The 12,441-nt window shown below is 64.1% G+C and carries 12 protein-coding genes and 2 pseudogenes; 7 read left to right on the plus strand and 7 right to left on the minus strand.

Going from position 1 to position 12,441, the window contains the following annotated elements:
- From EOB59_RS30795 to EOB59_RS30805, 3 genes and pseudogenes are all read left to right on the plus strand, one after another.
- Positions 1 to 431, plus strand: a pseudogene (locus tag EOB59_RS30795) (class II aldolase); the annotation flags it as partial.
- Positions 432 to 438: 7 nt separating this feature from the next.
- Positions 439 to 1,713, plus strand: coding sequence for an FGGY-family carbohydrate kinase (locus tag EOB59_RS30800; protein ID WP_164873941.1), 1,275 nt, complete (start codon positions 439 to 441; stop codon positions 1,711 to 1,713).
- Complete coding sequence (locus EOB59_RS30805) at positions 1,710 to 2,561, plus strand: TIGR01459 family HAD-type hydrolase (protein ID WP_127397271.1); 852 nt, start codon at positions 1,710 to 1,712, stop codon at positions 2,559 to 2,561. Before EOB59_RS30800 ends, EOB59_RS30805 begins: the two co-directional genes overlap by 4 nt.
- Here the strand turns inward: EOB59_RS30805 and EOB59_RS30810 are convergent.
- A complete protein-coding gene (locus EOB59_RS30810) occupies positions 2,548 to 3,558 on the minus strand; it encodes a sugar-binding transcriptional regulator (protein WP_023811047.1) in 1,011 nt (336 codons plus the stop codon). The genes EOB59_RS30805 and EOB59_RS30810 overlap by 14 nt on opposite strands.
- Positions 3,559 to 3,716: 158 nt before the next feature.
- On the opposite strand from EOB59_RS30810, the gene EOB59_RS30815 reads away from it, so the two are divergent.
- On the plus strand, positions 3,717 to 4,520 hold the full coding sequence (locus EOB59_RS30815; protein WP_127397272.1) for a hypothetical protein: 804 nt from the start codon (positions 3,717 to 3,719) through the stop codon (positions 4,518 to 4,520).
- Positions 4,521 to 4,534: 14 nt separating this feature from the next.
- Here EOB59_RS30815 and ptsP read toward each other — a convergent pair whose 3' ends face one another.
- The 5 genes from ptsP to EOB59_RS30840 form a co-directional block, all read right to left on the minus strand.
- Positions 4,535 to 6,520, minus strand: coding sequence for a phosphoenolpyruvate--protein phosphotransferase (gene ptsP / locus EOB59_RS30820; protein WP_128289988.1), 1,986 nt, complete (start codon positions 6,518 to 6,520; stop codon positions 4,535 to 4,537).
- 56 nt (positions 6,521 to 6,576) lie between these two features.
- Positions 6,577 to 6,957, minus strand: a complete 381-nt coding sequence (locus EOB59_RS30825) for a PTS glucitol/sorbitol transporter subunit IIA (RefSeq protein ID WP_128289989.1) — start codon at positions 6,955 to 6,957, stop codon at positions 6,577 to 6,579.
- A gap of 108 nt (positions 6,958 to 7,065) precedes the next feature.
- Complete coding sequence (locus tag EOB59_RS30830) at positions 7,066 to 8,067, minus strand: PTS glucitol/sorbitol transporter subunit IIB (RefSeq protein ID WP_127397282.1); 1,002 nt, start codon at positions 8,065 to 8,067, stop codon at positions 7,066 to 7,068.
- Positions 8,068 to 8,083: 16 nt separating this feature from the next.
- Positions 8,084 to 8,845, minus strand: a complete 762-nt coding sequence (locus EOB59_RS30835; protein ID WP_013529328.1) for a PTS glucitol/sorbitol transporter subunit IIC — start codon at positions 8,843 to 8,845, stop codon at positions 8,084 to 8,086.
- A gap of 88 nt (positions 8,846 to 8,933) precedes the next feature.
- Positions 8,934 to 9,371 carry a transcriptional regulator GutM gene (locus EOB59_RS30840; protein ID WP_127809108.1) on the minus strand — a complete coding sequence of 146 codons (438 nt, stop codon included), beginning with the start codon at positions 9,369 to 9,371 and terminating at the stop codon, positions 8,934 to 8,936.
- Positions 9,372 to 9,566: 195 nt separating this feature from the next.
- On the opposite strand from EOB59_RS30840, the gene EOB59_RS30845 reads away from it, so the two are divergent.
- Entirely contained in the window at positions 9,567 to 10,208 is a 642-nt protein-coding gene (locus EOB59_RS30845; RefSeq protein ID WP_128289990.1) for a hypothetical protein, read from the plus strand.
- Positions 10,209 to 10,302: 94 nt separating this feature from the next.
- Positions 10,303 to 10,977, plus strand: coding sequence for an HAD family phosphatase (locus EOB59_RS30850; protein WP_128289991.1), 675 nt, complete (start codon positions 10,303 to 10,305; stop codon positions 10,975 to 10,977).
- Positions 10,978 to 10,981: 4 nt separating this feature from the next.
- Here EOB59_RS30850 and EOB59_RS30855 read toward each other — a convergent pair whose 3' ends face one another.
- Positions 10,982 to 12,130 (minus strand): DUF930 domain-containing protein, encoded by a 1,149-nt coding sequence (locus EOB59_RS30855; RefSeq protein ID WP_128289992.1) that lies wholly within the window; start codon positions 12,128 to 12,130, stop codon positions 10,982 to 10,984.
- A 180-nt stretch (positions 12,131 to 12,310) separates the two neighbouring features.
- Between EOB59_RS30855 and EOB59_RS30860 the strand changes: the two are divergent.
- Positions 12,311 to 12,441, plus strand: a pseudogene (locus tag EOB59_RS30860) (HAD-IA family hydrolase); the annotation flags it as partial.

Genomic DNA, 12,441 nt, shown 5'->3' on the forward strand with positions numbered 1-12,441 from the left:
CCGCACCAGACCTCGACGCCTTGGCGGCGCTTGCCGGCGGCAGCGGCTACAGATTACCGGCCGCTGTCGAAGCGCATGCGATTGCGCTCGACCCTGAGAGCCGCCGCATGGCGCAGGCCGGCAGCCTCTATCCGGACCACGTCATCTTCCTCGGCCAGGGCTCCGTCGTGGCGAAACCAGGCGAGGCCGTGGCCGATGTCATTGCACGACTGGGCACGTCGCCTGCGGCGATCCTGTTTCCCGGCGCAGGCGTGCTGATGCGCGGCGACGCCAGTGCCGGCGCCGATGCCATGCAACGCTGCCTCGCCGACGTGACGGCGCGCATCGATGTCGCCGCGCGGCTGAACTATCTCACCGCTTCCGAGAATGACGAACTGGTCAACTGGGACGCCGAGCAATATCGCCAGAAGCTCAACGCGGCTGGCGGCTAGCATGGGCATGATGCCACTTGTCATCGGCATCGACATCGGCACATCGGGTGCGCGCGCCGTCGCCATGCGCCCGGATTTTTCCATAGCCGGGCACGCGGCCGTCCCACTCGACAGGTTTGGCAGCGATGGGCGAGCTCCCACGGCGTGGTGGCAAGCGGTCAAGACGGTGCTGACGGAGCTGCTTTCCGGCATCGACCGCACGGCGGTCCGCGCCATCGCCGTTGACGGCACCTCCGGCACGCTGCTGCCGGTCGACGCCGCCGGGCGGCCGCTGGCCGAACCGCTGATGTACAACGACAAGGTCGATGACGACGACATCCTGGCCGCTATCGCCCGCACCGCGCCGGCTGCAAGTGCAGCGCACGGAGCGACATCCGGCCTCGCCAAGGCCCTGCGCTTCCAGCATCTGCCGGACATTGCGGCGGTGCTGCATCAGGCCGACTGGATTGCCGGAAACTTCTCCGGCCGCTTCGACGTCAGCGACGAGAACAATGCCCTGAAGACAGGCTATGATGTCGAGGCCCGGCGCTGGCCGGAATGGATCGCGGCGACCGGAATGCGCGTGGAGTTGCTGCCGCGCGTGGCCGAACCGGGCGAAGTCACCGGCGCCCTCACCGCGGAAGCCGGAGAACTGTTCGGCTTGCCGCGCGATGTGGCCGTCGTCGCCGGCACCACGGATGGCTGCGCCTCGTTCCTGGCGACCGGTGCTGCCGCGATCGGCGACGGCGTCACTGCGCTGGGATCCTCGCTGACCATCAAGATCCTGTCCGACCGGCCGATTTCGGCGTCGCGCTTCGGCATCTACAGCCACCGGCTCGGCAACGCCTGGCTGGCAGGCGGTGCGTCGAATTCCGGCGGCAAGGTGCTGGCTCAGCATTTTCCGCTCGCCCGTATCATCGAACTCAGCGCGACAATCGACCCGGAGACCGACACCGGCCTCGATTACTATCCGCTTCCCGCCACGGGCGAACGATTTCCGATCGCCGATCCGGCGCTGCCGCCTCGCCTTGCGCCCCGGCCGGCGGATGACGCCGATTATCTGAAAGCGATGTTCGAAGGCATCGCCGCGATCGAAGCGCTCGGCTATGACAGGCTTGCCGAACTCGGCGCGCCCGCGCTGATATCGGTCAGGAGCGTCGGAGGCGGGGCGGCGAACCCGGCCTGGACGGCAATCCGGCGGCGCAGGCTCGGCGTCGATTTCCTGCCCGCGCTTTCCGACGAGGCCGCCGCCGGCACGGCGCGGCTGGCGCTGATGGGTGCAAGCCGGGCAGGACTCCTATGAGCGCCAAAACGATCGAACGTCTCGACGGCATCGGGCCGCTGGCGGAGCGCTATAATGTGTTCCTGCTCGACCAGTTCGGCGTGCTGCATGACGGCACACGGCCCTATCCAGGCGCGGTGGCAGCGCTGTCGGCGCTGAAGCGCGCCGGCAAGACCGTGGTGCTGGTTTCGAACTCCGGCAGGCGGGCACGACCCAATGAAAGCCGGCTCATGAAACTCGGCTTCGAAGCGGGAAGCTGGGATCATTTCGTTTCTTCCGGCGAGGTGGCGTGGCGATCCTTCAGGCAGATGGCGATTTCGGGGAAGCTGCGCCCAGGGACAAAATGTCTGCTGATCAGCCGTGAAGCTGACCGCTCCGCGATCGAGGGCCTGCCTTTTGTGCTGACCGGGTCCGGCGATGAGGCCGAACTGGTGCTGATCGCGGCCAGCGAGGGTGACCGCTTTGACCTCGACCATTATCGCAGGCTGTTCGCGCCGGCTGCAGAGCGGCGGGTGCCGTGTTTCTGCACCAATCCCGACATCGTCATGCTGACGGCCGTTGGCCCTCGCTTCGGCGCCGGCCGTCTGGCCGATCTCTATGAAAGCCTGGGCGGCAGCGTTACCCGTATCGGCAAGCCCGACAAGGCGATTTTCGAAGCCGCGCTGGCGCTGGCCGGCGAGCCGGACCGTGGCACCGTGGTCTGCGTCGGCGACAGCGTCGAACACGATATATCGGGGGGGAACAGCACCGGCATCGCCACCGCGCTGGTGCTGAGCGGAATACTGGCGGACACACCGGATCTCGCCGCTGTTTTCGACGAACAACAGGCCTGGCCGGACTACATCACGGACAGTTTCAGCTTCCGCTGACCGCTTCCAGCATGCGGCGCGCGCTCTCCTCGTCGGTGATCAGGATGGTTGGGGCGATGAGGGTCATGGCGCCGAGCAGCGCTTCGGTTTTCTCCTCGCCACCGGAGGTGAGGATACGGATCGGCGCCTTGCGCAGACGGTCGACATCCACGGACATCACGTGGCTGTTGACGGGATGGTCGACCAGATCGCCGTTGCGGTCGAAGAAATGGAACAGGAGGTCACCCACGGCGCCACGCGCAAGCAGGGCCTCCCGATCCGCCTCCTTGAGGAAACCGCCACGAGAGAAGGTGGTGGCCGAGGCGATCCCGCCGACGCTCAGCAGAACGGCATCGAGCACGTCGGCCATTTCGAAAATCTCCTGCAGGCCGCAGCGCTCGATCAGTGCGATCTTGGTCTCGACGCTGTCGACGACGGCTGGTGTCGGCATCAGATAGCCGTCGCCCTGGAATATCTGAGCGAAGCGCCAGGCGAACTCGGCTGGGTTTACCCGGCGCACGACGCCGACACCGCCAAGCAGCGAAATCACCTTGAAATCGGTGAGCGACTTGGCGCTGATGAAGGGCAGGCTCGAGAACAGCGTCTGCCCCCAGCCGACGCCGACCCGCATCCCGGACTTCATCGTGTCCGACAGGAAACTGCCGGTCTTGGCGCTGATCGCCGGTATCGGATCGGCATCGGGTGCCGAAAGCGGCGCCACCAGCGCCTGCTGCAGCCCGAACGTCTTCTCCAGCGCGCGCTCAAGCCGCACAATTTCCGACAATTCGCTCTCGATGGTGATCTTCACTTCGTTGCGCGCCCGGGCATCCGCCAGCATGCGCACGATGGTGACGCGACCGACGCCGAGCACGTCGGCGATCTCGTTCTGCGTCATCTGTTCGACGAAATACATCCAGGCGGCGCGAATCCTGAGGCGATCCGTCCGGCTTTCGCTGGCGACCTGCTCGGTTGCCTCGCCTCGACCGTCTTCGCTTTCGCCCTGTCGTCGTCTGCCCAAGTCTGTCTCTCCCCTGCGGCGACGGACGAGCGCGCTGCCGCCGATTCTCCATGCTGGTCTAGTATCGCCTATTGATCTACCAATCGATAGGAACAATGTAGAGAGTGGCGGCTGCCCCGCTTGGCGGCTATCCGCAGCAAATTTCAAGGCGATCCGCGATGCTCCGACAAATCTCCGAAGATGTCCGCGTCAATCTGAAGGACCGGCTGCGGGAAGTCCGCGAAATCATCCGCCAGAGCCGCCATGACGGCAGCGGCGATGCCAGCATCCTGCGCGAAGCAACCAGCCATCTGCCGCCGTTTCCGGGCAAGGGCATCGAAGGCCTGCTCAGCCATGCCGCGAGTGCCGTCGACGAGGCGCTGTCGATCGCTGAAGCTTTCGTCCCGCATGAGCGCCCGATCAAGGTGGACGGCACGACGGTAAAGGGCCTCGGCACCTATTTCCCGATCGGCAATGAGGACCGCCAGCTGAGCGCCGAGCGCCTGTTCCGGCGCGATATGTATTATCTGACCAAGGCGGTGCTTGCCGGCCTGAACATCGACAATGCCCGCATCCACGAAGCCGATTTCGCGGCCGTCCATGCCACGATGCGCAAGCGGCATGGCGACCTCCTGGCCGCCTTGGCCGCGCCAGGCGCCGGACTGCAGGCAATCGCTGCGACCTGTTCGGCGCTGCTGGTCGAGTGCCTCAGCCAGCGTCCGGTTCGCTTTGCCGAGACCGTGCCGGAAACGCCGGCCGCGATTGCCGGCCGGGCGCTCGACATAAGCTGCCTGGCGCCGCTCGCTTTGGCCTGCGGCCTGGCGACCACCGGCAGCGACGGTGCGCCGGAGCCGGATATGCTGGAGATCGCGATCCTGGCGGCGGATATTCGCCACGACCGCATCGTTCAGGCCTGCGCCAAGGCAAACCCGATCGCTGAACTGACACCGGTGTTCGCCACCTTGCTTGCCCATCTGCCGTAATTAGCCGGTCTGGGCTAGCCTTCAGCGGCCATGGCCATGATCGCTTTCTTGGCGCGCTGGATGGAAGCCGGGCTCATCGAGAGTTCGGTCAGTCCCATCTTCACGAAGGTCGCAATGAGATCGGGACGGCCGGCCGCCTCACCGCACATGCCGACCATGATACCGGCGGCGACGCCGGCTTTTGCCGTTATTTCGATCGCCGACATGACGGCTGGATTGGTGACATCGTTGAGCCTGGCGACGGTCGGATTGAGCCGGTCGGCGGCCATGATGTACTGGGTCAGATCGTTGGTGCCGATCGAGAAGAAAGCAACCTCCTTGGCCAACGTCGGGGCGATCAGCACGGCGGCCGGGGTTTCGATCATGACGCCGAGATCGAATGACGCGTGCGGCACGCCTTCGGCCTTCAGCTCGGCCGTGCATTCGTCAACCAGCACGCGCGTCTGCCTGACCTCTGAGATGTCGGACACCATCGGCAGCATCACCTTGATGTTGCCGTGCACGGCGGCGCGCAGCAGCGCCCGCAGTTGGCGCTTGAAGATGTCGGGCCGGTCGAGACACATGCGGATGCCGCGCCAGCCGAGGAAGGGGTTTTCCTCGTCGGGAAATTCGATGCCGGCAATCGGCTTGTCACCGCCGATGTCGAGCGTGCGCACAATGACCGGATAAGGCGCAAAAGCCTTGGCCAGCGCCGCATAGGCCTCGGCCTGCATGTCTTCCGAGGGCAGATGCATATGGCGCATGAACAAAAGCTCGGTGCGGAACAGGCCGATGCCCATGGCACCAGCCTCTTGCGCCGCTTCGATTTCCTCAAGTGAGCCGATATTGGCCGCGACCTCGATGATCCTGCCGTCGGCAAGCTTCGGCGTCACCGTCTTGAAGATGGTCAGTCCGGCGCGCTCCTTTGCCGCCGCTTCGACGCGGCCGGCGAAATCGGCGCGGGTCGCCTCGTCGGGGTCGATGATCACATGGCCGGCATTGCCATCGAGCGCGACCTCTCGCGCGGTGCGCAAGGCATTGACTTGGCCGCCGAGGCCGAGCACTGCCGGAATGCCGTGCGAGCGCGCGATGATGGCGATGTGCGAGGTGGCGCCGCCATGGCCGCACACCACGCCGCCGATACGCTTCAGCGGCGCGCGTGCCAGATCCCAGGCACCGATGTCGTCGGCGATCAGGATAGCGCCTTCGGGGATGTTTTCGAGGCTGATATCGTCCTGCCCCAGCAACACGAGGCAGATCTGCCGCCCGACCGCATGAACGTCGTCCGCCCGCGCGTTGAGATAGTGATCGTCGACCGCGCTGAATTCGGCGGCAATGTTGGATGCGGCGGTGATGACGGCGGAGACCGCGTCATTGCCGCCCTTGATCAGGCCCTCGGCCTCGCCGGTCAGGCTGTCGTCGGCGGCGATATCGCGCAGCGCTGCGACGATGCCGCGGTCTCCAGCCGACAGGCTATCCTGCGCCAACGCATGATCCATGCGGGCCTGGACCGCGCCGACGGCCGTGCGGAACCTGTCGATCTCGCCTTGTATCTCCTCGGCCTGCAACATGCGGCCCTGGCCAGCGATATCGGCTGGGAAATGCGCAAAGGCCGGGCCGATGGCGAAACCTTCGCTGGCGGCCACGCCGCGCAGGCGGTTTGCCCCGTCAAGTGCCGCCGGCACGGATCCGCGCGCGGGTGCCGCTTCCGCTTCCTGCCCGGCATCGTTCGCCGGGCTCTGCGCTTCCGCTTCATCGTCGAGGCCGGCCCGCGGATTCTCAAGATAGCCGATCAGCGCCTCGAGCGCCTCGATGGCATCGGCGCCATTCGCCCGCACCGTGACTTCTTGGTTCTCCTTGACCGCCAGCAGCATCAGCTTGACCGAACTCTTGGCACTGACCGCCTTGCCGTCCTTGACCAGTTCGACGTCGGATTCGAAACCCTTGGCGAGCTTCACGAACCGCGTCGCGGGACGGGCGTGCAAACCTTCATGCACTCTGACGATGGTCGAGCGTTCCATGGCAAATACTCTGGTTTTGGGCGCCGCTCCCAACATAGGCCGCGGCGCGAATGCTGTCAGGCGGCGATGGTGATGATCGCGCCGGTCTTCAGGGCGGCCACGAGCGCTAGCGGATCGACTTGCGACGCACAGATCTCGCCCGGCCTCTCGGCCTCGGTAGCGCCGTTGAACGAGATGACGACATGGCCCATTTCCAGCACCTTGCTCCACGCGCTGGAGCCGACCGCTGTAATAACAGCGGCAACCGGGCCGAGGGTGATCGAAGCGCCCTTGGCGGGCGCTCCGTCACTTGGTCCCTGCTCCGCCTTGTGGAGCACCGAAACCTCGGCAAGCTCCGGCGGCGAGCCATCCGCAAACAGGATGACCACGCCCCCTTCGGCAAGGTCCGCCACTTCTGGGCCGATGGCAGTGACCCGTGTTCTCAGCAGAACCGTCATATGGCGAACCTCATTTTCTCAACTTTCCCTAGAGCGGTGAACCGCTCTATCTCTTTGTTTTGACGCAATTTCCACGGGAAAGCATTGTGCGCTTTTCCCGGAATTGCCTTAGAACACGATCAGGCTGACGACCCAGGCGATCAGCACCGAAACCGGCCCCATGATCTGGCGGCTGATGAGCACCGCCGGAACGCCGATTTCGATCGTCTTCGGCTTGGCCTCACCGAGCGCCAGGCCGACAGGGACGAAGTCGCAGCCCACCTGGGTATTGTAGGCAAACAGCGCCGGCAGTGCCATCGCCGGCGAGATCGTGCCGTTGGCGATCTGCGGGCCGATGATGGCAACGCCGATGACCTGCGCGATGACAGCGCCTGGCCCGAGGATGGGCGACAGGAACGGCAGGCCGCAGATCGCCGAGATGATCAGCAGGCCGACGATGTTGTTGGCCAGCGGACCCATCGGCTGCGCCAGCACATCACCGATGCCGGTATACAGGATCAGACCGATGAGCATGGTCACGAACGCCATGAACGGCAGCACGTTGCGAATGACCTGATCGATGGTGCGACGGCCGGCATTGAAGAAGATGCCGACGATACGTCCCATGACGCGGCCGATCGTGCTGATGAGGCCGATCAGCCCACCTTCGCTCGGCAGCGGCTGTGGTGCCGCGGCCGCATTGTTGCTTGAACTCATCGCTGCTGCTCCCCCTGCAGTCGTGATCGTTTCGGATCCGTCCGCCATTGTGATGTTGGCCGGCTTCACGCCCGAAACGTAGATGTCCTCGGTGATGAACTGGGCCAGCGGTCCGGACTGACCGACCGGCGTCAGATTGACGGTCGGGATGCGCTTGCGCGGATAGACGCCGCATCGTGCGGTGCCGCCGCAGTCGACGACGACCACCGCCATCTCGCTTTCGATCGGCGGCGCCCTGAAGCCGTCGACGGCTTCGCCACCGGTCATGTCGGCGATGAGCTGCGCCACCGGGTGAATGCCACCACCGGTGACGGAAACGATCTTGCTGCGCTGTTCGGTCGGCTCGATCACGAGCGGGCCGCCCCAGCCGGTTTTGCCCTGGGTGATCCTTACGGCTTTGTATGTCTTGGCCATGATGTCCTCCCCGCCCTTACAGCTCGACGCCTTGGCGGCGTGCCATGATCGCGGTGATGCGTTCGGTCAGCATGCCCTTGAGCAGGATGACGACGAGGCCGACGATGGCGTACCAGATCGCCACCTTGACGTGGTAGCCGGCGACGACGACGCCCTTCTTTTCCAGCTCCAGCAGCGCGACGAGAATGCCGCCCCAGACGAAATACTCGCCGGGATTGATGTGCGGGAACAGGCCGAGCGGCGGGTGCACATAGGACACGGCCGCGTCATAGAAGGCCGGCTTGTGCTTTTCTTCCAGGAACGATCCGAACGTATAGGCCATCGGATTGGTGAGGAAGAACACCGCCAGCAGCGGCAACAGCGTGTAGCGCGTCAGCGCGATCCGGCCGGCGCCGCGCGCCAGACCATGCACACGCTCTTCACCGACCAGTTCGGTGACCGCGTAGAAGGCCGTCATCAGCACCACCAGCGTCGGGATGATGCCGGTGACGAAGCCAGCGAAGACCTCGCCGCCCTTCTGGAAGATGCCGATGAAGTACTTGCCGATGGCGGTCAACCAGCCGAGCTGCTCTTCCTGCTGGACGTCCTTCAGCTTTTCCTTGAACTGATCGACGGTGATCGGTCCGCTGTCCGCTTGTGCGAGGACAACGAGATGGTCGGAGGCATGCTCGACGGCGAGCTTGCCATGCAATGCGGCATCCGAGACCATGGCACCTGCGACATGCAGATTGTGCACGGCCATGTCGGCATGCTGCGCCAACAACGAAAATACAGACATTTCTCCTCCTTATGCCACCCGCCGGTTGATCCCAGTCGGTGCGCGGCGTCCTCTATCCCTTTGATTTAGAGCCCGAAATTCTCCGGCCCTAAGCCCTTGCTATGTTCAAGCCGGACAGGCCCGGCTTCTTCCCCGGCTCCGACCGTGTCTTGTCGATCTGTTCGATCGCCCGTTTCACGGCCTCGGCCACACCGGGTTCCCCCTCCCCCATGATTGCAGGGTTGGACCGGAGTCTATCGAGGGGAACACCCTCGAATTCTTCATGTCTCTTGAACTTGGTGAAGACGGAACGGCCGCTCATCACCATCAGGCGGCGCACGATCAGATCGGGCGTCACCACGACGAGCGCGATGGTGCCCTTGGCCAACCGGCCGCGAAAATTGCCGGCTCCGACGAAGCCCTCCTTGTACTGGTCGGTGACGCCCCTGAAGACATCCGAATAGTGCCGCATCTGCAGCCAGACGCCGAGCGACTGCAGCGCCCACACAATAACCAGCAGAAGCAGTCCCCACTGCCAAATCGCCATTCGGTTCTCCTCCCGAAGCCTCAGTTGAACCGCACCTTGGACCGGCGCGTGACAACAGCAAAGTGAGAACATTTGTTTCCGAGAATGTCAATATGTATGATATTGGCCTCGGCTGCGGTCATCCACAAGGGCGCTGACCGATTTCGGCCGTGCCACCGTTGTGCTAGGCTGACCGGGAAACAGGATACGAGGAACATGGATCTGCCCTTCAGGGACGAACTGGCCTTGATGCCCGATCTTCGCCATCGGCTGCGGCAGCTGCGCTGGTTCCGCGCCACCTTTCGCGGCAGCGCGAAGGTGGTCTCGGATACGTTCGGCGTGCGCTTCGAGATCGACGAGGTCAAGCTCACCAGGGCCTTTCTCGACTGGGTCGAGATCATGGAGGCGCAGAAGCGCTTCGCCGCGATCGACCGCGCCGACTTCATCGTCTTTGCCGCCGGCCTCGTGCTGCGCGAGTTGATAAAACAGGCGCCGGCAAAAGAAATCTCCGGCCTCACCCAGCTGGTCGAGACGGATACGAACGCCGGCACGCTGGAAATCGTCCGCTTCTGGCCGGAGGGTTTCCTCTACACCAACTACTGCGTCTCGGTGATTTCGGCGATCCACGAGCAGGAATTCGGCACGGCACCCGGCATCGACAAATGCGCCGACGATTTGCGCACATGGTGGTCCTATCGCGAGAACGTGACCGAGATGCCGGCCTATGCGGTGGCTTTCCTCGACCGCTTTCTCGGCGCCGAACCGAACTGGATCACCCCGGATCGCGCGCAGTCCCGGCAAGCCATGCAACGGGCGCTCGGGTCTTCCCGTGCGAGCGATGCGTTGCGCCAGCTTTGAGCCCGCTCTTCGCGCCCTCAAAAACGCACGCGCTATTGAACATTTGACTTTTTGCCGATAGCGATGTGCGAAAATTGACTCGAGAGGGAAACGCGTGGCGCGACCAAGGCCTATTATTTTCGATTGCGACGGCGTCCTTGTCGACAGCGAGCCGTTGGCCGCCCGCGCCTATGAGCGCGTCTACGAAAAGCACGGCATGCCCGGTGTCAACACCAGCATCATCGCCCAATGCATCGGCATGAAGCAGTCCGATATCATCGCCAGGATCAAGGATTTGACCGGCCACCAGTTTCCGGCGGCGGCGGACGGCGACATCTGGGCCGAGACCAAGGTGCTGTTCTCGCAGGAATTGAAGCCGACACCGGGAATCGCTGCGTTCCTCGAGACGCTTGCGGGCGACCGCTGCGTTGCCTCGTCCTCCTCCGTCGAGCGTATAAACCACAGCCTTGCCGTGACCGGGCTGGCGCGTTTCTTCGGCGATGCGATCTACAGTTCCTCGATGGTCAAGAACGGCAAGCCCGCGCCGGACATCTTCCTCTTCGCAGCGGATAAGATCGGCGCCAATCCCGTTGACTGCATCGTCATCGAGGACTCGCCCTTCGGCATTCAGGGCGCGGTCGCCGCCGGCATGACGGCGATCGGCTACACCGGCGGCGGCCATACCTATGCCGAGCACGCCGCGCGGCTGACAGCTGCCGGTGCCGATTTCGTCTGCGCCGACTGGGAAGAAGTTAGCCGGCAATTGGCCGGGCTCGGTGTGCCGGCCTAATCTGTCAGCGAACAGGCAGTCCAAGGCGGACCGATTCGTCGGCCGGGATCACTGGCCCGACACGGAAATTGAAGGACAAGACCCTCGTCGCACCGGTGTCGACCTCGCACCGGAAGCCCAGATGGTACCATGTGGTTGTCGTGCGGAAGGCGACATCCGGGGCGTCGAGGATATTACCGACCTTCAGCGGAACACTTGGGATCAACTCGGGGAAATACGAGGCGTCCAGCAGTTGCTGCTGCAACGCGCTGGCGCAAAGTTTGGCGGCACGCTGGCCGCGAGGCACGCCGCCCTTCGAGGTCGTGGCCACCGCATCGCCGGTAGCGCCCTGTGAATAGAGCTTGCGGACGCCTGGGAGGCCCGAAGCGTTCCGAGATGCAGACTTCGAGGGCTTTGAGGGGCTGGGCTTCGGCGCATTTGTGGGTTTGGGCTTCGGCGCATCGGCTGATGTGGGAAGGTCGATCTCGCTGCCGCCGCCATCGGCAGCCAAAGGCGCTGGTGCCGCGCCCCGTTGCTTGGCGGCATCGAGCGCCGCCTGCTTCTCCGCCTCCTGTTTGGCTGCTTGTGATTTATCTATCTCCTCGGTTGAAGCTGCCTGCGTCTCCTGTGTGGGCTCGGCGTCCTTCGCGGTTGCCGGCTTCTCGTCGGCCTTGGTTGAATCTGGCCGGCCCTCGGAGTCTACCGGAGTGGCGGATTGGTTCTCCGCCTGCTTCGGCACGACAGGCGGCTTCGAATCATCCTTGGCCGGTGACGGCGAGTTGTCTAGAGCGCTGCCCCCATCCAGGGATTTCCTGGGGCCGGTATCCTTGTCGCCGAACTGAAAAACAGGCTTCAAAACCTCAACTGGCGAGGGCTTCTGAGGTCGCTTTTCCGGCGGACGTGGTTTTTCGACTTTCTGCTCGGGCGGTTTTTCAACCTTCGTTTCCTGCGGCTTTTCGGCCTTGGGCTCCTTTGGGGGCGGCGCCGGCGCGGGTCTCGGCTTTGGCTGATCGGGCGCAGGCACGAGTGCGACGTTTACCGCCTGTTCCTGCTGCGGCTGTTGGGGAGGCGCCGGGAATTTGTAGACCAGGAACGCAGCGATGAGCGCATGCAGGATCAGCGATGCGGGCAAAGCCCACAACAGATGCCGCCGTTCTCCTGTCTCGCTCTTCATCCTGACCGATGTGGAATGAAATAGCGGCGGCTTCAAGCATAGGCATTGGATTTGCGCAATCTAGCCTCTGACAGCTTGTCGATTTGGATCATTATACCCTGCGGTAGCCCGACCAAGGTGCTGGGCGACGCAACAAGCGGCGGCCCACGATCCGGCCCATCATGACCTGGGATCAGCCAGTTCGCCGCCACCAGGATGGACGCCAATGCGGCCGACTGCATCGTCATCGAGGACTCGCCCTTCGGCATTCAGGGCGCGGTCGCCGCAGGCATGACGGCGATCGGCTACACCGGTGGCGGCCATGCCTATGC

The organism is Mesorhizobium sp. M7A.F.Ca.MR.176.00.0.0 (assembly GCF_004023165.1).
GTDB lineage: Bacteria > Pseudomonadota > Alphaproteobacteria > Rhizobiales > Rhizobiaceae > Mesorhizobium.